The sequence below is a fragment of the Pseudomonas sp. 4CAES_32.4 genome, from assembly GCF_058136335.1.
This window is the reverse complement of the sequence record NZ_CM176882.1, coordinates 1581466-1602009: the sequence shown is the minus strand read 5'-3', so window position 1 is coordinate 1602009 and position 20544 is coordinate 1581466. Positions and strand designations below refer to the sequence as shown.

The following is a 20544-nucleotide window of genomic DNA, read 5'->3' as shown; positions in this document are numbered from 1 at the left end:
AAATTCATCGTCTGGTACTCCGCTATCGCGGGCAAGCCCGCTCCCACAGGGATATTTTTCAGTCAGAAGTCAGGCGTTGACTGAGGATTTGCGGATGCCCAGTCGGCTGATCCACACAGCAGCGAGGATCACGCTGCCGCCAAGGAACAACCGCCCCAGTTCCTCATGCTGATTCCAGATCAGCAGATTCAACAACAATCCCACCGGCACATGCAGGTTGTTCATCACCGCCAGCGTGCCGCCGTTGACCATGCACGCACCCTTGTTCCACCAGTACATGCCCAGCGCGGTCGAGACGAGGCCGAGGAACAGCAACACGCCCCACTGCAGCGGCGCTTCCGGGAGGAAGTTGGCTTTGCCGAACATCAGGAATGCCGGCAGCACCACGGCCAGTGCGCCGAGGTAGAAGAAGCCGAAACGCCGGTAATGCGGCAGGTCGCTCGGGTGTTTGGCCACCAGATGCTTGTACATCACCTGGCCTGCGGCGTAGGTGAAGTTGGCCAGTTGCAGCAGCAGGAAACCCATGAAGAAGTCCGGACTGATACTGTCGAAGCGAATCACCGCGGCCCCGCTCACCGCCACCAGCGCGGCGATCAGCGCCCACGGGTTGAAGCGGCGGTTCAGCGCGTCTTCGATCAACGTCACGTGCAACGGCGTGAGGATGGTGAACAACAACACCTCCGGCACGGTCAGCACGCGGAAGCTCAGGTACAGGCAGACGTAGGTCACGCCGAACTGCAACGCGCCGATCACCAGCATGCCGCGCATGAACGAAGGTTCCACCGAGCGCCAGCGGGTCAGCGGGATGAACACCAGCCCGGCCAGCACCACACGCACCAGCACAGCGAAGTAACTATCGACGTGACCGGCCAGGTATTCGCCGATCAGACTGAAGGAAAACGCCTGGATCAGCGTGACAAAAAGTAGATAGCCCATGCTCGCCCCTAATTTGAATGGCGGCGACGATAGCGGTTTTTGCGCCAGACCGCGAACCTTCAAACGACACAGATCCCTGTGGGAGCGGGCTTGCCCGCGATGAGGGAGGGTCAGGCAAGTATTTGTCGACTGACACGCCGCCATCGCGGGCAAGCCCGCTCCCACAGGGATTTATGTGAAATTCGGGATGTGCAGTGGTCAGAGAAATCCCAGGCAAAAAAAAGCCCGATCTCGCTAATGCGTTCAATCGGGCTACAGCACTCAGGAGCAACAAGTGCAAAGGGAGGTTCGATGCGCGTAGAGCCTTGAAGGGGTTGCGCCAGGTCACTTAAACAATCGGCGATTATCTGGCGATTAACATATCAAGCGACCTGGGACAGTTTGGCGTTGGCCTGATTCAGGCCCTTCTCCTGGAAGTCGCCGCCGAGATTCATGCCTTCGGCGTGAATGAACGTCACGTCGTTGATGCCGATGAAACCCATGACCTGACGCAGGTACGGTTCCTGATGATCCGCCGGGCCGCCAGCGTAGATGCCGCCGCGAGCGGTGAGCACGTAGGCGCGTTTGCCGCTGAGCAGACCTTGCGGGCCGGTTTCGGTGTACTTGAAGGTCACGCCGGCACGCAGCACGTGGTCGAGCCAGGCCTTGAGGGTGCTCGGGATGGCGAAGTTGTACATCGGCGCGGCCAGCACCAGCACGTCGGCGGCGAGCAGTTCATCGGTCAATGCGTTGGAGCGGTCCAGCGACGCTTGTTCGCTGTCGTTGCGCTGTTCGGCAGGTTTCATCCAGCCACCCAACAGGTTGGCGTCCAGATGCGGTACCGGATTCACGGCGAGGTCACGCACGGTGATCTGATCGTCTGGGTGCGCCGCTTTCCACTGACTGATGAAGGTCTGGGTCAGTTGACGGGAAACCGAGTCTTGCTGGCGGGCGCTGCTTTCGATGATCAGAACGCGGGACATGGTGTGTAGCCTCCATCCGAGAATGTTGTAGGTCGATGGAGTGAAGGTTAAACAGAGTTGAATCGATGAAAAAGCGCAAATAATTGCTGCAAAGCATCGAATAATTCGTTTAGATGCTGACACATACTCTTGTAGGCCTTCGCCTGCTCGCGATAGCGGTGTGTCAGGCGATATTGATTTATCTGGGACACCGCTATCGCGAGCAGGCGAAGGCCTACAGAAGACGACTGTTATTTCGGGTTGCAGGTCAGTTCGATGCGCAGCTTGATGATCTCGCGGGTGAACTTGGCCGTGGCGTTTTTATGTTTGCCCGCCGGTACATCGATCGTGCGGTTGCGTGGTGCTTCCGGGCCATTGCTGAATTTCGCTTTGCACGTCGCATCGACATCGCCGTGGTTGGCCACCCGAATCGAGCCGATGTCGTTGTCGGTATCGAAGGTCTCGTAATCGATCTTCATGCCGTTGAGATTTTTCTGCACATCGATCGGGTACGCAAAAGCAGTCAGCGGCAGCAGCGCCAGCACCACACAACAGAATTTTTTCATTCGGCAGTCTCCATGAGGGACGGCCAGCTTAGGACAAGAGGAGCTATTGATGAAAGCGCCCCGCGTGACCCTGGACCAATGGCGAACATTGCAGGCCGTGGTCGACCATGGCGGATTCGCCCAAGCGGCGGAAGCCCTGCACCGTTCGCAATCGTCGGTGAGCTACACCGTTGCGCGCATGCAGGACCAGCTCGGCGTGCCGCTGCTGCGGATCGACGGGCGTAAAGCCGTGCTCACCGAAGCCGGCGGCGTGTTGCTGCGCCGCTCGCGGCAACTGGTGAAACAGGCCAGCCAACTGGAAGACCTCGCCCACCATATGGAGCAAGGCTGGGAAGCCGAAGTGCGGCTGGTAGTCGATGCGGCGTATCCGAGCGCGCGGATCGTTCGCGCGCTGACCGCATTCATGCCGCAAAGCCGTGGCTGCCGCGTACGTCTGCGCGAAGAAGTGTTGTCGGGCGTCGAGGAAGTGTTGCTCGAAGGCGTGGCCGATCTGGCGATCACCGGCCTGAGCATTCCCGGCCACCTCGGTGCGGAATTAAGCGACGTCGAGTTCATTGCCGTCGCCCACCCCGATCACCCGCTGCATCGGCTCAATCGCGAGCTGAGCTTTCAGGATCTGGAAACCCAGATGCAAGTGGTGATCCGCGACTCCGGCCGCCAGCAACCGCGGGACGTCGGCTGGCTCGGCGCCGAACAGCGCTGGACTGTGGGCAGTCTCGCCACGGCGGCGACCTTTGTCAGCAGCGGTCTGGGCTTTGCATGGCTGCCACGGCACATGATTGAACGGGAACTGAAAGATGGCTCGCTCAAGCTGCTACCGTTGGACAGGGGCGGCACCCGCAACTCCAGCTTCTACCTGTATTCGAACAAGGACAAACCCTTGGGCCCGGCCACGCAAATCCTCATCGAGTTGCTGCGCACCTTCGATACTTTGCCGCTGGATGCGCCGTACGCCGCCCCCGAACAAGCCTGACACGGAGTTCACCGATGGCCTATTTCGAACACGAAGGTTGCAACCTGCACTACGAGGAATATGGCCACGGTACGCCGTTGCTGCTGGTTCACGGTCTCGGTTCGAGCACCCTGGACTGGGAAATGCAGATCCCGGCACTGGCCGCGCACTATCGGGTGATCGTCCCGGACATTCGCGGCCACGGTCGCTCGGACAAGCCCCGCGAACGCTACAGCATCGCCGGGTTCAGCGCGGACATGCTTGCCCTCATCGAGCATCTGAACCTTGGCCCGGTGCACTACGTCGGGCTGTCGATGGGTGGCATGATCGGCTTCCAGCTTGGCGTCGATCAGTCGCAGATGCTGAAAAGCCTGACCATCGTTAACAGCGCCCCCGAAGTCAAAATCCGCAGCCGCGATGATTATTGGCAATGGTTCAAACGCTGGAGCCTGATGCGCGTGCTCAGCCTCGCGACCATCGGCAAAGCTCTGGGCGGCAAACTTTTTCCCAAACCGGAACAGGCCGATCTACGGCAGAAAATGGCTGAACGCTGGGCAAAAAACGACAAACGTGCTTATCTCGCCAGCTTCGATGCGATTGTGGGCTGGGGGGTTCAGGAACGACTTTCCCGAGTGACCTGTCCAACCCTCATCGTCAGTGCCGACCGTGACTACACACCGGTCACGCTGAAAGAAAGCTATGTAAAACTGCTACCCGATGCGCGGCTGGTGGTGATCGCCGATTCGCGCCACGCCACCCCGCTCGACCAACCCGAACGCTTCAATCAAACGCTGCTGGAGTTCCTCGCCACAGCCGAAAATCAATCTCAGGATCACTGACCCATGCTGAAAAAACTCGCCCTCGCCGCCGGTACCGTATTGTTCGCCGCCAACCTGATGGCCGCCACGCCGGTCAAAGCGCCGCACGTGCTGCTGGACACCACCAACGGTCAGATCGAAATCGAACTGGACCCGGTCAAGGCGCCGATCAGTACCAAGAACTTTTTGGATTACGTCAACAGCGGTTTTTACACCAACACCATTTTCCACCGTGTGATCCCGGGCTTCATGGCTCAGGGCGGTGGCTTCACTCAGCAGATGCAACAGAAAGACACCAAGGCACCGATCAAGAACGAAGCCAGCAATGGCTTGCACAACGTGCGCGGCACCTTGTCGATGGCGCGTACCTCCAACCCTGATTCGGCCACCAGCCAGTTCTTTATCAACGTCGCCGATAACGCCTTCCTCGATCCGGGCCGTGACGCCGGTTACGCGGTGTTCGCCAAAGTGGTCAAGGGCATGGACGTGGTCGACGTCATCGTCAACTCGCAAACCACCACCAAAAGCGGCATGCAAAACGTGCCTGTCGACCCTGTGATCATCAAGTCGGCCAAAGTCATCGACTAAGCTGAACAGGGCGTATCGAGCGGCGCGGTTCAACACCGCGCCGCTCACACTGATAAAAGGAGAGCCCGTACTCCGGGCGGTTATCTGATGCTCTATCGCCGTTTCGAACAACTGATCGACGTGTTCCGCGACGCCCCCACGGCATCCCCGCCGGATCGGGTGCTGCCCTTCTACACCTATTACCTCAAGCAGGTCTGGCCGAGTTTTGCCGCCCTGCTCACCGTCGGACTGTTCGGCGCCTTGATCGAAGTGGCGTTGTTCAGCTACCTCAGTCGCATCATTGATCTCGCCCAAGGCACGCCAAACCCGAACTTCTTTCAGGAGCATGGCTTGGAGTTGGCCTGGATGGCCGTGGTCGCGCTGATCTTGCGCCCGGTCTTTGTCGGCCTGCACGACCTGCTGGTGCACCAGACCCTGAGCCCGAGCATGACCAGCATGATTCGCTGGCAAAACCACAGCTACGTGCTCAAGCAAAGCCTGAATTTCTTCCAGAACGACTTCGCCGGTCGTATCGCCCAACGCATCATGCAGACGGGCAACTCACTGCGTGACTCTGCGGTGCAAGCCGTGGATGCGTTGTGGCATGTGCTGATCTACGCGATCAGCGCGCTGGTGCTTTTTGCCGAGGCCGACTGGCGTCTGATGATTCCGTTGCTGACGTGGATCGCCGCGTACATTGGCGCGCTCTGCTACTTCGTGCCACGGGTCAAGGAACGCTCCGTAGTGTCCTCCGATGCGCGCTCCAAACTGATGGGGCGGATCGTCGATGGGTACACCAACATCGCCACCCTGAAGCTGTTCGCCCATACCAATTACGAGCAACAGTACGCCCGCGAAGCAATCGAAGAACAGACCGAAAAAGCCCAACTGGCGGGCCGCGTTGTGACCAGCATGGACATCGCCATTACCACCATGAACGGCCTGCTGATCGTCGGCACCACGGGCCTGGCCTTGTGGCTGTGGACGCAATCGCTGATCACCGTCGGGGCGATTGCCCTGGCGACCGGTCTGGTGATTCGCATCGTCAACATGTCCGGCTGGATCATGTGGGTGGTCACCGGCATTTTCGAAAACATCGGCATGGTCCAGGATGGTTTGCAGACCATCTCGCAACCGGTCAGCATCACCGATCGCGAACAGGCCAAACCGCTGGATGTGGACCGGGGCGAAGTGCGTTTCGAGCACGTGGATTTTCACTACGGCAAGAAGAAAGGCATCATCGGCGACCTTAATCTGAACATCAGACCGGGTGAAAAAATCGGTTTGATCGGGCCGTCGGGTGCCGGTAAGTCGACCCTGGTCAACCTGCTGCTGCGTCTCTACGACGTCGAGGGCGGGCGGATTCTGATCGATGGCCAGAATATCGCCGAAGTCGGTCAGGAAAGCCTGCGTGCACGCATCGGCATGATCACCCAGGACACTTCGCTACTGCACCGTTCGATCCGCGACAACTTGCTGTACGGCAAACCGGACGCGACCGACGCCGAGCTGTGGGACGCGGTGCACAAGGCCCGCGCCGATGAGTTCATTCCGCTGCTGTCGGACGCCGAGGGCCGTACTGGCTTCGACGCTCACGTCGGCGAGCGCGGGGTGAAACTGTCCGGTGGTCAGCGCCAGCGCATTGCGATTGCTCGCGTACTGCTCAAGGACGCGCCGATCCTGATCATGGACGAAGCGACCTCGGCGCTGGACTCGGAAGTCGAAGCGGCGATTCAGGAGAGCCTGGAAACCCTGATGCAGGGTAAAACCGTGATCGCGATTGCGCATCGTCTCTCGACCATCGCGCGGATGGATCGGCTGGTGGTGCTGGAGAACGGCAAGATTGCCGAGAGCGGCACCCACGCGGAGCTGCTGGCCCATCGCGGCTTGTATGCACGGTTGTGGGCGCACCAGACCGGAGGGTTTGTCGGCATCGATTGATGCACTGGATTTCCCTGTCCAAGATCGTTCCCACGCTCTGCGTGGGAACGCAGCCCGTGACGCTCCGCGTCACTGGACGCGGAGCGTCCCTTGAAGCATTCCCACGCAGAGCGTGGGAACGATCACCGTCAAAGCCCGCCAACCACGGGCTCTGGCGGTTTTTTTATGTGCGCTGAGCATTCGCCCGGCAAGTATTCGATGGCGGCCGGATTTGTCTGTGAAGTGGTCATGACCGGGATGTTTGTGATCATCATCCTCGGCGCCACCGACAGGCGCGCGCCACCGGGGCTGGCGCCGATTGCCATCGGCCTGGGCCTGACGCTGATCCATCTGATCTCCATTCCTGTCACCAACACATCGGTCAACCCGGCCCGCAGTACGGGCCCGGCGTTGATGGTCGGCGGCTGGGCGATCGCACAGTTGTGGATGTTCTGGGTCGCGCCATTGATTGGCGCGGTGGTCGGTGGCGGGGTTTATCGCTGGCTCGGAAAAGAGGAAACCTGAAACCAACAGTTATCCCCTTGTAGGAGTGAGCCTGCTCGCGATAGCGGTGTGTCAGTCAACATCGATGGCTCTGACAGACCGCTATCGCGAGCAGGCTCACTCCTACAGGGGGTCTAGGTTTGGCGGTAGGGCAAGGCGGTTTTCGCTTCTTCGGCATAGGCCAGGATGCCGGCGCGTTCTTGCTGGAGGAAATCCTTAACCGCCGCCTTCAGCCCGGGATGGCGCAGGTAATGCCACGAATGGGTGATCACCGGTTCAAATCCGCGAATCAACTTGTGTTCGCCCTGAGCCCCGGCATCGAAACGCTGATAACCCTGGGCAATCGCGTAGTCCATGCCTTGATAGAAACAGGTCTCGAAATGCAGCCGGTCAAACTCGGCCAGGCAGCCCCAATAGCGCCCGTAGAAACTGTCGCCACCCACCAGACTGAACGCCATCGCCACGGGTCGTGAGCCCTGTCTGGCCAACACCACGCGGATCGACTCCGGCATGCGTTCGGCCAGCAGACTGAAAAATTCCCGCGTCAGATAAGGCGTTTGCCGGCGCACCGCGTAGGTGTTGGCGTAACAGGCATAGACAAAATCCCATTGCGCCTCGCTGAGCTCACGCCCCTCCAGCCATTCGAACTCGAAGCCCTGCCCCGCCACTTGCTCGCGTTCCTTGCGCATCTGTTTGCGCTTGCGCGAACTGAGCACGTCGAGGAAGTCCTGAAAGTCGCGGTAGCCGCGATTCTGCCAGTGATACTGGCAGCCAATGCGCTGCAGCCAGCCCGGTTGCTCGGCCATCGCCGCGTCGGTAAAGGGGTCGGTGAAATTGATGTGCGCGCTGGAAAGCCCTTCGATTTCCAGATAGCCCGGCAGGCTCTTGAGCAGTTCAAAACCGTCCTCGACATTGGCCGCCAACAAGCGCGGGCCGCTGACCGGACTGAACGGCACAGCGGTCAACAGCTTGGGGTAGTAATCGATGCCCGCCCGGGCGCAGGCATCCGCCCAGCCATGATCGAACACGTATTCGCCGTAGGAATGCCATTTGCGATAGCTGGGCAACGCAGCAATCAACCGGCCCTCTTCGATGTGCAGCAAATGCTCCGGTTGCCAGCCGCTGTGGGGGCCGACACTGCCACTGTCTTCCAGCGCACTGAGAAAGGCATGGCGCAGAAAAGGCTGATTTTCCGGCACCAGTGCGTCCCACGTCGCCGGAGCGATTTGCGACAGGTTTTGCAGGCATTGCAACGACATCAAATAGCTCTCCACACAGGACTTCGGCGCCCGGCGAGTATCGCCGATTGCGCCCGTTTGCACACCCGCCATCGGCCGACAGCGCTCTAGATCAATAGTTCGGCGCGAATCAACAACGTCATCATCCTGCCATCACTGTGCCACTGCTCTGTCATAAACCATCGCGATACTGGCGCCTGTTTTTAGAGCGCCGGGTTCTAACCCGGACACTGTTTTCCGACGTTCAACGCGTCGGTTGTGCCCAGGATGGTTCAGCCATCCTCTCTCATCTTCGGAGATTGCTATGCGTCTTGCTTCCACGAAAACTGCGGCGGCCCTGTGCGGTGGCTTGTTGCTGGCCATGAGCGTACCGGCCAGTGCTGCAGTCGACGCCAAACTGCTCGACATGCTCAAGGCTAACGGTTCGATTTCCCAGGCGCAGTACGTAGAACTGCAAACTGAACTGGCCAAGGATCAGAAGGCTCAGCAAATCGCGCAGCAGGCGCAGCAAGAGACCAACGAACAAGTCGCCGCCGTAGCGAAGAAAACCAACGAACAGAGCGTCTTCGATCAGAAACTGGCCTGGGCCGCGAAGACCCAGTTCAAGGGCGATGTGCGTATCCGTCAGGAAACCATCAAGATCGACGGCGAGCCGAACAACGGCGGCCGCGACAAGGATCGTCAGCGCATCCGTGCCCGTCTGGGTGCCTACACCGAGATCAACCCGCAGGTCGACACCGGCATCCGTATCGCCACCGGCGGCGGCGACGATGCCCGTTCGACCAACCAGGATCAGGACAACTACTTCGACAAGAAGCAGATCTGGCTCGACCTGGGCTACATCGACTACCACCCGGATCAGATCAAGAACCTGCACATCATCGGCGGCAAGATGCTCCAGCCGTGGGTGAGCATGGGCGACGTGATCTGGGACAGCGACATCAACCCGGAAGGTCTGGCCGTTACCTACAAATATCCACTGGGCAGCAGCGCCGAACTGTTCGGCAGCCTGGGTAACTACAACCTCAAGGACAACGTCGACGGCGATGGCGTGCAATTCCGTCACGACCTGCGTCTGACCGCCGGCCAGTTGGGTAGCCGCTTCAACATCACCGACAACCTGAAACTGACCCTGGGCGGCAGCGTCTACGCCTACCAGAACGACGAAGACAGCCGTTGCACCGGCACTTCCACACCGTGCGCCCTGGCAGTCAACGGCAACTCGGCCGACAACGAATTCCGTCTGTATGAGGGCTTCAGCCAGGTCGACATCGGCGGCCTGCCGATGCCACTGTCGTTCTACGGTCAATACGTGAAAAACAACGATGCCGTGACCGATCAAGACACTGCGTGGCTGGTCGGCGCCAAGTCGAAAGTCTTCGGTCTGAACCTCGATTACAACTACCGTGATGTGCAGCGCAACGCCGTGGTCGGCGCCTTCACCGACTCCGACTTCGCCAACGGCACCACCGGTTCCCGTGGCCACAAGTTCAAGGTCGGTTACGACATCGACAAGAACTTCGCCATTGGCGCCACGTACTTCCTGACCAAGGCCGACTTCGCCAGCCGTGGTCAACGTGATGCAGACGCCAACACCCTGCAGCTAGATGCAGAAGCCAAGTTCTAAAAACGGCAGTTGCAAGCTTCGAGCCTCAAGCTGCAAGTCAAAGCATTATTTGCAGCTTGAGACTTGGCGCTTGCAGCTGATTCTCTTATAGCCCGGTGCGGGCGGGACGATCCCCATCATCCGTTCGTTTCATCCGCACTGAGCTATTCCCTTTGTAGGAGCTGCCGGAGGCTGCGATCTTTTGATCTTGAAAAACAAGATCAAAAGATCGCAGCCTCCGGCAGCTCCTACGAAGAGCGATCCTTGCGGCGTTGCTCGGCCAGGCGCTCTGCCAAGGCTTCCACACCCTCTTGCGGCTTCTCCGGCATCGCTTTCAACGTGGCCTGGATCAATTTCATCTGCCGAATGAAGCGCCGGCAATTGGGGCAGAACATCAGGTGATGACGCACCATCAGTTTCTCGCGAAAGCTCAACTGGCCATCGAGATAGTCGCTGGAGCGCGCCACTTGTTCCTTGCAGGTCAGCATTCGCCGGTCTCCTCAAAATGCTCCACCGTGGCGAAGACTTTCAGCCGCGCACGATGTAGCAGCACACGGACATTGGAGAGCGAGATCTCCAGAAGATTACAGATCTCTTCCAGCTCCACGCCCTGACGCTCACGCAACAGCAACACACTGCTTTGCAGCTCCGACAGACTGAGCAAGGTGTGCTCCAGGCAATCGCGCAATTCATCTTCGGTGAGCAAGGCTTCGGGAGTGTCCTGGTGCCAGGCGAACGGGGCGATCAGCCAATGGCCGTCACCGGGCGAGAAACGATCGTCATCAATGGTGCCGTGGGGCGACGGCAGGTCATCGATCAGCACTTCGCGGCGATTTTGCTTATAGCGACTTTTCGCCGAGTTGGCGGTGATGGTCAGCAGCCAGGTCTTGAGACTGGAACGGCCCTCGAAGCTGCCGATATGGCGAACCACGGAAAGCCAGGCGTCCTGCACCACTTCTTCAACATGGCGCTGGCCGACGATGGCATAGGCCACGGCGCGCATGGCACTTTGATAGGTGCTGACCAGTTCCTTGAAAGCCTTCTGCTCGCCGGAGAGCAGGCGTTCGAGCAGTTGGGTGTCGTCGGTTGCGGCCATGCATTACCTCTCTGAAAGCAAAAGATCGCAGCCTGCGGCAGCTCCTACAGGGATCAGTGTAGGAGTTGTCGCAGGCTGCGATCTTTTAAGGTGCTATCAACGCTTGCGCAGGATCACGCTGCCAATCGAATAACCGGCGCCGAACGAGCTCAGCACGGCCAGCGAACCGGCAGCCAGATCATCCTGATTTTTGTGGAACGCAATCACCGAGCCGGCGGAGCTGGTGTTGGCGTAGGTGTCGAGAATCACCGGCGCTTCTTCTTCGGTGGCTTCGCGGCCCAGCAGTTTGCGCACGATCAGGTGGTTCATGCTCAGGTTGGCCTGGTGCAGCCAGAAGCGCTTCACATCGCCAACATTCAGCTGGTTCTCTTGCAGATGTTCACCGATCAGCTCAGCAACCATCGGGCAGACATCCTTGAACACCTTGCGGCCTTCCTGTACGAACAGCTTGTCGCGGGCACCGACACCCTCTTCTGCTGCGCGGTTGAGGAAGCCGAAGTTGTTGCGGATGTTGTTGGAGAACTTCGTCAGCAGTTTGGTGCTGACCACGTCGAACTGGTGCTTGGAGGTCGCCAGATCAGCGCGCTCGATGATCACCGCAGTCGCGGCGTCGCCGAAGATGAAGTGGCTGTCACGGTCACGGAAGTTCAGGTGCCCTGTGCAGACTTCCGGGTTGACCATCAGGATTGCCCGGGCCTGACCCAGTTGCACGCTGTTGGCGGCGGCCTGAATGCCGAAGGTCGCCGAAGAACACGCCACGTTCATGTCGAAGCCGAAGCCTTGGATGCCCAGGGCTTCCTGAACCTCGATGGCGATGGCCGGGTAGGCGCGTTGCAGGTTGGAGCAGGCAACGATCACGCCGTCGATGTCGGCAGCGGTTTTGCCGGCACGTTGCAGGGCCTGTTCCGCAGCGCCGATGGCCATCTGGCAGAGCACCGACCATTCGTCGTTGGAACGCTCCGGCAGGCGCGGAGCCATGCGTTGCGGATCGAGGATGCCGTCCTTGTCCATGACAAAGCGGCTCTTGATGCCCGAGGCTTTTTCGATGAACGCGGCGCTGGATTCGGTCAGGGCCTGGACTTCGCCGCTGGCGATGGCCTCAGCGTTGTCTGCGTTGAATTGCGCGACGTAGGTATTGAAAGACTGCACCAGCTCTTCGTTGGAGATGCTGTTGGCCGGGGTGTACAGGCCGGTGCCGCTGATGACGACGTTATGCATGGTCGTTTCTCTAATCTGTTCAGGCAGAAAGTGCTGGAACCGTCGTACCAACACACAAAGGGTCTATTCCCATCCGGGGGACGCAAACCTGGCATCGTTTTATTGCGCTGCGCGACGTGGCCGAGGGCTCTGGGTCGCGAAACCGGCGCTTATGGTCGCGAAGTTTGCCATAAACGTGGACTTTTGGCGCCTTTCTCAAGATCAACACGGATGATCGTTCCCACGCTCCTGCGTGGGAATGCAGCCCGTGACGCTCCGCGTCACTGGACGCGGAGCGTCCCCAGAGGCATTCCCACGCAGAGCGTGGGAACGATCAGCGATGGGGCTCAGGGTTCTACCTGAGTCCACTGCTTGTTCAGGCGTTTATCGGAAATCGGTGTTTTCGTGCCCAACTGTTGGGCAAACAGTGAAACCCGATATTCCTCCAGCCACCAGCGATACAACTCCAGCTGCGGATCGCGTTTGCCTTCCTGGGCATGTTTGGCCGCACGGGCCTGGTATTGCGCCCAGAGACCAGCGAGTTCACCGCTCCAGACGCGATCCTTCTGCACCTGCGCGCCAAGCTTCTCGAAACGCTGCTCGACCGCCTTCAAGTAACGCGGAATTTCTTTGAGCCACTGCATCGGTGTCTCGCGGACAAAACCCGGATACACCAGATGGCTGATTTGCTGCTTGATGTCATTCAGCGCCACGGCTTGGGCCAGATCGATCTTGCCCTTGAAGCGTTTCTGCAAACCGTGCCACAGCTTGAGAATCTCCAGCGTCAGCCGCGCTACGCGCTCGGCGTGTTCTGTCCAGCTGCCGCGTTTGCGCTCGGCCAGTGCCGCCAACCCGGCGCCGTCACGGGGCAACGGGTCTTCACCTTCGAGAATGCAGCTGTCGAGGCTGGCCAGCAGAATGTCTTCGACCAGCGCGTCGACGCGGCCCAACTCGCGATAAAGCAGGCCCAGTTCAGTCTGCCCCGGCAACTTGCTGCGCAGGAATTTCGCCGGTTCGGCCAGTTGCTGCATCAACAGACGCTGCAACGCGCGACGGTGCTGGAATTCGGCTTCGGCCGGGGTCGAGAAACGCCCCTCCTTGACCGTGCCGCCCTCTTCGACCAGCGCCGGGTACACCGTCATCGACAGCCCGGCGATCTTTTGCTGAGTCTTTTCTGCCACCGGGGCGAAGACTTTGGCCTCGACCGGCTGCTGGCTTTTCGCAGTTTGCGGCACCGCCAACGCGGCCTGACTGGCCTCGGCAAAGCGTGCGGTCAACTCAGCCAGATCGCGACCTTCGCCAAGGAATTTGCCTTGGCCGTCGACGATTTCCAGGTTCATCCGCAGATGCCCTTCGACGCCCTGTTCAGCTTCCGCCCACGCCTCATCACTGACCCGCGCACCGGTCATGCGCAACAGCTCACGACCCAGCGCTTGCGGCAACGAACCTTCGCCGAAGGTCATGCGCTGCAGGGCAGCTTTGATGAAGTCCGGCACCGGCACGAAATTCTTGCGCAGCGCCTTCGGCAAGTTGCGCACGAGGGCGATGCACTTGGCCTCGATCAGCCCCGGTACCAACCATTCCAGACGCTCCGGCGGCAGCATCGGCAACAGCGGCGCCGGCACGCGCAGGGTCACGCCGTCGCGCGGGTGATTGGGTTCGAAGTGATAGGTCAGCGCCAGCTCCAGATCGCCGATGTGCAGAGTGTCCGGATAGTGCAGCGCGGTGACTTCACTGGCCTCACGGGCGAGCACGTCTTCTTCGCGCATGATCAACAGTTGCGGATCTTTCTGACTGTTGATGCGGTACCAACTGTCGAAGGTCGCGGTCTGGTGAATCTCCGCCGGCAAGCGCGCATCGTAGAACGCGTAGAGGGTTTCTTCGTCGGCGAGAATGTCGCGACGTCGGGCCTTGGCTTCCAGTTCGTCGAGCTGCTCCAGCAGTTGTTTGTTCGCGGTGAGGCATTTGGCTCGGGACTGAATCTCGCCGCGCACCAGACCTTCGCGGATAAACAGCTCACGGGAAACCACCGGATCGATCGGGCCGTAATGCACCGGGCGGCGGCCGACCACGATCAGCCCGAACAGAGTGATCTGTTCGAACGCCACGACCTGGCCGCGCTTCTTTTCCCAGTGCGGTTCAAAGTGGTTTTTCTTGATCAGGTGCCCGGCCAGCGGTTCGATCCAGTCGGCGTCGATCTTGGCGACCATGCGCGCGTAGAGCTTGGTGGTTTCCACCAGTTCGGCGGTCATCAACCATTGCGGACGCTTCTTGCCGATGCCCGACGACGGGTGAATCCAGAAACGCCGCTGACGCGCGCCGAGGTAATCGCCGTCTTCGGTTTTCTGCCCGATCTGGCTGAGCAAACCGACCAGCACCGCTTTGTGCAGTTTCGGGTAATCCGCCGGCTCTTTGTTCAGGCTCAACTGCATGTCGCGGCAGATCAGGCTCAACTGGCGATGGGAATCGCGCCACTCGCGCAAGCGCAGATAGTTGAGGAAGTTCTTCCGGCACCAGTTGCGCAGCGGGCTCGCGGTCAGCGCTTGGCGCTGCTCTTCAAAACCACGCCACAAATTCACCAGTCCGGCGAAGTCGGAATCAACATCCTTCCATTGCGCGTGGGCCTGATCGGCGGCTTGCTGGCGCTCCGGCGGCCGCTCGCGCGGGTCTTGAATCGACATGGCACTGGCGACGATCAGCACTTCCTGCAAGCTGCCGAGCTTGGCTGCTTCGAGCAACATGCGGCCCATGCGCGGGTCGACTGGCAGACGCGCCAACTGGCGACCGAGAGGCGTCAGTTGACTGTTGCGATCAACCGCCGAGAGTTCTTGCAGCAGGTTGAAACCATCGCTGATCGCCTTGCCATCCGGCGGCTCGATAAACGGGAACGCGGTGATTTCGCCGAGGCGCAGATGCAGCATCTGCAGGATTACAGCGGCGAGGTTGGTGCGCAGAATCTCCGGATCGGTAAATTCCGGGCGGCCGTTAAAATCTTCTTCGCTGTACAAACGAATACAGATGCCCGGCTCGACCCGGCCGCAACGACCTTTACGCTGATTGGCGCTGGCCTGGGAAATCGCCTCGATCGGCAGACGCTGCACCTTGGCGCGGTAGCTGTAACGGCTGATGCGCGCGGTGCCGCTGTCGATCACATAACGGATGCCCGGCACGGTCAGCGAGGTTTCGGCGACGTTGGTCGCGAGCACCACGCGACGCCCCGGGTGCGACTGGAAAATCCGCTGCTGTTCGGCCGGTGACAGGCGCGCGTACAGCGGCAGAATTTCAGTGTGTTTGAGTTGGGCTTTGCGCAGCATGTCAGCAGCGTCACGAATCTCGCGCTCGCCCGGCAAGAACACCAGCACATCGCCGGGACTGCGGCGTTCGCTGCGTTCATAAGCGGCGACTTCATCGAGGGCGGCAAGGATCGCCTGATCCACCGTGAGGTCATCCTCGACGCGGTTGCCCTCTTCGTCCTGCTCCAGCGTCAGCGGGCGATACCAGGTATCGACCGGGAACGTGCGACCAGAAACTTCCACAATCGGCGCATCGTCAAAATGCTTGGAGAAACGCTCCAGATCGATGGTCGCCGACGTGATGATGACTTTCAGATCCGGGCGACGCGGCAGTAGGGTTTTCAGGTAGCCGAGCAGAAAGTCGATGTTAAGGCTGCGTTCGTGGGCTTCGTCGACGATGATCGTGTCGTAGCGCTCGAGGTAGCGATCGTTCTGGGTTTCCGCGAGCAAAATACCGTCGGTCATCAGTTTGATCAGGGTGTTGGAATCGCTCTGATCTTCGAAGCGCACCTGATAGCCGACCAGCGAACCGAGCGGCGTGCCGAGTTCTTCGGCGACCCGGCTGGCAACGCTGCGTGCAGCGATTCGGCGTGGCTGCGTGTGGCCGATCAAACCGTGCTGACCGCGACCGATCTCCAGACAGATTTTCGGCAACTGGGTGGTTTTACCCGAGCCGGTTTCGCCGGCGATGATCAGCACCTGGTGCTTCTCCAGCGCCTTTTTGATCTCTTCACGCTTGGCGGCGATCGGCAAACTGTCGTCGTAACGAATCACCGGCAGGCTGGCCTTGCGCGCCAGCACCTGATCACAGGACGCCTGCATGCGCGCCACCCACTGGGCCAGCTTGGCCTCATCGGGTTTCTTGCGCAGCTCAAGCAACTGCCGCCGCAGCCGGTGACGGTCGGCGAGCATGGCGTGGTCGAGGTTTTTCAGCAGTTTGTCGATGGAGGGCGATTCGTCGGTCATCGGGTAGGCAATTCGGTCGTCTGTTTATGCAGGGGGCCGATTGTCGCAGAAAAGCAGCAGCAAGCGCCAAGCTACAAGCCGCAAGTTCAAAGCGGCTCCTCACTTGTAGCTTGCAGCTTGCAGCTTTTAGCTGCTGTTCTATTCGTTATCGAGGCCTTTGCGGCGGTACGGAAAGACGTCGATGACTTTCCCCGCCCGAATCGCCTCTTGCAGGCTCTTCCAGTAATCGGCGTTATACAACTCGCCATGCAACTGATCGAACAACTTGCGCTGTCCCGAATCGGCAAACAGGAACGGCGGAAATTCCTCGGGAAACACATCCAGCGGCCCGATCGAATACCACGGCTCGGACGCCATTTCGTCTTCGGGAGTACGTGGCGCGGGAATGTGGCGGAAGTTGGCTTCGGTGAGGAAACAGATCTCGTCGTAGTCATAAAACACCACGCGTCCGTGGCGGGTGACGCCGAAGTTTTTCAGCAGCATGTCGCCGGGAAAGATATTCGCCGCTGCCAGTTGTTTGATCGCCAGGCCGTAATCCTCAAGCGCCTCGCGCACCTGCGCGTCATTGGCGTTTTCCAGATACAGGTTGAGCGGGGTCATCCGCCGTTCGGTCCAGCAGTGGCGGATCAACACGGTTTCACCTTCGACCGACACCGTCGACGGCGCCACCTCCAGCAGCTCTTCAAGACACGCCGGATCGAACTTGCTCAGGGGAAAACGGAAATCGGCGAACTCCTGGGTATCAGCCATGCGCCCGACCCGGTCGACGCTTTTCACCAGTCGATATTTCTCGATCACCGTCGCACGGTCGACGTTTTTCGACGGCGAGAATCGGTCCTTGATGATTTTGAACACGGTGTTGAAACCCGGCAACGTAAACACGCTCATGACCATGCCGCGCACACCGGGAGCCATGATGAACTGGTCATCAGTATTGGCCAGGTGATTGATCAACGCGCGGTAGAACTCGGATTTGCCGTGTTTATAGAAACCGATCGAGGTGTACAGCTCGGCGATGTGTTTGCCCGGCAGGATGCGCCGCAGGAAACCGATGAATTCCGCCGGCACCGGCACGTCGACCATGAAATACGAACGGGTGAAGGAGAAGATGATCGACACATCGGCTTCGTCGGTGATCAACGCATCGATCTGAATCCCGCGTCCTTCGCGGTGCAGCAGTGGAATCACCAGCGGCCATTGTTCGTCGCGGGTGTAGATGCGCCCGACCAGGTACGCGCCCTTGTTGCGGTACAACACCGAAGAAAACAGCTCGACGGCCAGTTCCGGATCCTTGCAGACCCAATCCGGCAGGTTCTCGCGCAACTGCGCTTCGAGCCGGCGCAAGTCGCCGGGCAAATCGGCGTAATCCTCGCTAAAGCGATAGTCGGCGAAGATGCTCGCGAGCATCCCCGACAACTGCCCTTGCGGCTTGTAGGTGCGGGTTTGTGCGGCGCGGGCCCGGCGCAGGCTCGGGCGCGTGGTGTGGATGAACATGCAGCCGTCGCTGATCAGGTCGTGGCTGAACAGCCCGCAGAAAATCGAGTTGTACCAGGTCTCGGACAATTCATCGTCGAAACGCAGGTCGATGACGCTGATGTAGGCGCTTTTCACCAGCGGCCAGCAGCTGACATTCATCAGCGTGCCGTCGTCGAAATACTCGCGCAGGCGGGCGATGGTTTCGCCGACCTTTTCTTCATAGAGATTGATCCGCGCCGCCGACGCCGTTTGCGTCTCCTGCCAGCGCGCCTGCTCGAAGCGTTCCCGGGCGCCGTCGGTGATCCGCCGGAAATGCTCGCGGTAATCGTCAAAGCCATCGAGGATCATGCGGGCGATGTCGGTGGCTGGCCATTGCTGCGGCATAAAAGAGACCTCGGCGTGCGTTTGGAAATCTGTGCCTGAGCTTAGTCACGGAAGCGCAGGCAGGTGAAGTGCAATTTCGGCCAAATCAGCGGCAGGGTTATACGCCGATACAGTTTTTGCAAAGTTTTTTTAATCGACCGTTCGGTCAATTTATCGCCTGCTCAGTCCCTTTCGCAGTCTTGCGCCAGCCCGCGCATTCTCTGGGTTTCGGGCCCGGTAACGAGCTGAAGCGTCTAGTCCGCGGTTTTCCTGCGTACAAGCGCAGCGTCAGCCAAGTCTCCAGATTGGTCTTACCAAAATAGTGGCACTTTGATATACAGCCCGCCATTACCCACCTCACAACAAGATCCTCGATCCACGAGGGCAACCTCTCCCTCAAAGATCAAGGAGCACATAGATGTCTATCCGGAATCTGCGCATCGGTTTGCGCGCCAGTTTGAGTTTTGCCGTATTGGCCGGTCTGCTGGTGGTGGTCGGCCTGTTTGGCCTGGGCCAGATGAAAACCCTGCGCGAAAGTGCGGTGGTGATTGAAGAGTCATGGATGCCGAGCATCGAGAGCATTCACGACGCTGCCGCCAACATCGCGAACATCCGCCTCGAATCCCTGCGGCTGATTACCAGCACCCAGCCTGCCGTGCGCGACCGAAGCAAAGGCATCATCAAGGCGCAACGCGAGGAATTGCTCAAGCGCCTCGGCGACCACAAAACCCTGCTCTCCAGTGCTGAGGAAGGGGCGATGCTCGACAGCTTGAATGCCAGCACCGCCAAGTACATGAGCATCCTCGAGCAGATCATCGTCCAGATCGACGCCGGGCAGACTGAACAGGCCTACACGCGCCTGAACAATGAACTGGCGCCACAAGGTGGGGTACTCGACAAGGCCCTGGAGCAGATGATCGCGTTCAACCAGCAAGGTGCCGATGCCGCCGCCGACGCAGCCGCCGCGATGTATCAGCAGGCGCTGTGGATTGTCGCGACGATCATTGTCATCGCGCTGATCGCCACCCTGCTGCTGGCTTGGCAATTGACCCGCAGCATCACCACGCCGATCAATCAGGCACTGAACGTGGCGCGCCGCATTGCCTCTGGCGACCTCAGTGGACAGATCGCCAGCAGTGGCAAGGATGAAGCCGCGCAGTTGCTCGACGCCTTGGCCGAGATGCAGGGCAATCTGCGTTCGACCATTCGCGGCATCAGCGAATCGGCGCAGCAACTGGCGTCTGCTGCCGAGGAAATGAGTTCGGTGATGGAACAAAGCACCCGCGGTCTGCAACAACAGAACGACCAGATTGAGCAAGCCGCCACGGCTGTCACCGAAATGAGCACAGCGGTGGACGAAGTGGCCGCCAATGCGGTGTCCAGTGCCGAGGCTTCCGAAGCCTCCAACGAAGACAGCAAGCACGGCCATGTGCAGGTCAGCGAAACCATCAGTTCGATTCAGGAATTGGTCAGCGCGGTACTGGGCGCGTCGGAGCAAGCCGAGGGCTTGGCCACCCAGGCGCAGGACATCAGCAAAGTGCTGGAGGTGATTCGCGGGATCGCCGGGCAAACCAATCTGCTGGCGCTCAACGCAGCCATCGAAGCGGCGCGCGCCGGCGAGGCCGGGCGTGGATTTGCCGTGGTCGCCGATGAGGTTCGCTCGCTGGCGCAACGCACGCAGAACTCCACTGAAGAAATCGAGCTGATGATCAGCAGCATCCAGCAAGGCACCAGTGCCACCGTCGGCGCCCTGCAAAGCAGTGCCGAGCAGGCTGAACATACCTTGCGTCGAGCCAATAGCGCCGGGCAGGCATTGGAGAAAATCACTGCATCGATTTCGCAGATCAACCAGCGCAACCTGGTAATCGCCAGCGCTGCCGAGCAACAGGCACTGGTGGCCCGCGAGGTTGATGAGAATCTGGTGAACATCCGCGATCTGTCGACGCAAACCGCTGCCGGCGCCACCCAGACATCGGCCGCGAGCCAGGAACTGTCGCGTCTGGCCGTCGATCTCAACGGGCTGGTCACGCGTTTTGTGATCTGAGCCAGCAGTTCAACGCCCGAATAGCGGTTGCCTTCGTCAGGGCGCTCGGCAACACTCTCGT

15 protein-coding genes and 1 pseudogene are annotated in these 20544 nt (G+C 59.8%); 7 read left to right on the top strand and 9 right to left on the bottom strand.

Annotated elements, in window-relative coordinates; translation table 11 throughout:
• Positions 1-69 precede the first annotated feature (69 nt).
• The 3 genes from AC3Y64_RS07235 to AC3Y64_RS07225 form a co-directional block, all read right to left on the bottom strand.
• On the bottom strand, positions 70-936 hold the full coding sequence (locus tag AC3Y64_RS07235) for a carboxylate/amino acid/amine transporter (RefSeq protein WP_489986955.1): 867 nt from the start codon (positions 934-936) through the stop codon (positions 70-72).
• 362 nt (positions 937-1298) lie between these two features.
• Positions 1299-1898: an FMN-dependent NADH-azoreductase gene (locus tag AC3Y64_RS07230; protein ID WP_489986954.1), complete on the bottom strand. Its 600-nt coding sequence runs from the start codon at positions 1896-1898 to the stop codon at positions 1299-1301.
• Between the two features lie 230 nt (positions 1899-2128).
• Positions 2129-2443, bottom strand: a complete 315-nt coding sequence (locus AC3Y64_RS07225) for a 3-phosphoglycerate kinase (RefSeq protein ID WP_489986953.1) — start codon at positions 2441-2443, stop codon at positions 2129-2131.
• Between the two features lie 49 nt (positions 2444-2492).
• On the opposite strand from AC3Y64_RS07225, the gene AC3Y64_RS07220 reads away from it, so the two are divergent.
• From AC3Y64_RS07220 to AC3Y64_RS07200, 5 genes and pseudogenes are all read left to right on the top strand, one after another.
• On the top strand, positions 2493-3416 hold the full coding sequence (locus tag AC3Y64_RS07220; protein ID WP_008086429.1) for a PA3225 family LysR-type transcriptional regulator: 924 nt from the start codon (positions 2493-2495) through the stop codon (positions 3414-3416).
• A 14-nt stretch (positions 3417-3430) separates the two neighbouring features.
• Complete coding sequence (locus AC3Y64_RS07215) at positions 3431-4234, top strand: alpha/beta fold hydrolase (RefSeq protein WP_489986952.1); 804 nt, start codon at positions 3431-3433, stop codon at positions 4232-4234.
• A gap of 3 nt (positions 4235-4237) precedes the next feature.
• Positions 4238-4801, top strand: a complete 564-nt coding sequence (locus AC3Y64_RS07210) for a peptidylprolyl isomerase (protein ID WP_311886136.1) — start codon at positions 4238-4240, stop codon at positions 4799-4801.
• 87 nt (positions 4802-4888) lie between these two features.
• Positions 4889-6721, top strand: a complete 1833-nt coding sequence (locus tag AC3Y64_RS07205) for an ABC transporter ATP-binding protein (RefSeq protein WP_489986951.1) — start codon at positions 4889-4891, stop codon at positions 6719-6721.
• A 174-nt stretch (positions 6722-6895) separates the two neighbouring features.
• Positions 6896-7225: pseudogene (locus AC3Y64_RS07200) on the top strand (aquaporin); the annotation flags it as partial.
• A gap of 113 nt (positions 7226-7338) precedes the next feature.
• On the opposite strand, the gene AC3Y64_RS07195 reads toward AC3Y64_RS07200, so the two are convergent.
• On the bottom strand, positions 7339-8463 hold the full coding sequence (locus tag AC3Y64_RS07195; protein ID WP_489986950.1) for a GNAT family N-acetyltransferase: 1125 nt from the start codon (positions 8461-8463) through the stop codon (positions 7339-7341).
• Positions 8464-8746: 283 nt separating this feature from the next.
• On the opposite strand from AC3Y64_RS07195, the gene AC3Y64_RS07190 reads away from it, so the two are divergent.
• On the top strand, positions 8747-10069 hold the full coding sequence (locus AC3Y64_RS07190) for a putative porin (protein WP_489986949.1): 1323 nt from the start codon (positions 8747-8749) through the stop codon (positions 10067-10069).
• A 227-nt stretch (positions 10070-10296) separates the two neighbouring features.
• Here AC3Y64_RS07190 and AC3Y64_RS07185 read toward each other — a convergent pair whose 3' ends face one another.
• The 5 genes from AC3Y64_RS07185 to aceK all read right to left on the bottom strand — a co-directional run bounded on the left by AC3Y64_RS07185 (position 10297) and on the right by aceK (position 18460).
• Positions 10297-10536 carry an anti-sigma factor family protein gene (locus AC3Y64_RS07185; protein WP_489986948.1) on the bottom strand — a complete coding sequence of 80 codons (240 nt, stop codon included), beginning with the start codon at positions 10534-10536 and terminating at the stop codon, positions 10297-10299.
• On the bottom strand, positions 10530-11144 hold the full coding sequence (locus AC3Y64_RS07180) for an RNA polymerase sigma factor (protein ID WP_489986947.1): 615 nt from the start codon (positions 11142-11144) through the stop codon (positions 10530-10532). Before AC3Y64_RS07180 ends, AC3Y64_RS07185 begins: the two co-directional genes overlap by 7 nt.
• A gap of 96 nt (positions 11145-11240) precedes the next feature.
• Positions 11241-12362: a beta-ketoacyl-ACP synthase III gene (locus AC3Y64_RS07175; protein WP_489986946.1), complete on the bottom strand. Its 1122-nt coding sequence runs from the start codon at positions 12360-12362 to the stop codon at positions 11241-11243.
• 326 nt (positions 12363-12688) lie between these two features.
• Positions 12689-16600 carry an ATP-dependent RNA helicase HrpA gene (gene hrpA, locus AC3Y64_RS07170; RefSeq protein WP_489986945.1) on the bottom strand — a complete coding sequence of 1304 codons (3912 nt, stop codon included), beginning with the start codon at positions 16598-16600 and terminating at the stop codon, positions 12689-12691.
• 138 nt (positions 16601-16738) lie between these two features.
• A complete protein-coding gene (gene aceK, locus AC3Y64_RS07165; protein WP_489986944.1) occupies positions 16739-18460 on the bottom strand; it encodes a bifunctional isocitrate dehydrogenase kinase/phosphatase in 1722 nt (573 codons plus the stop codon).
• A gap of 397 nt (positions 18461-18857) precedes the next feature.
• Here aceK and AC3Y64_RS07160 point away from each other — a divergent pair, with 397 nt between their 5' ends.
• Positions 18858-20483 (top strand): methyl-accepting chemotaxis protein, encoded by a 1626-nt coding sequence (locus tag AC3Y64_RS07160; RefSeq protein ID WP_489986943.1) that lies wholly within the window; start codon positions 18858-18860, stop codon positions 20481-20483.
• Positions 20484-20544: the final 61 nt, after the last annotated feature.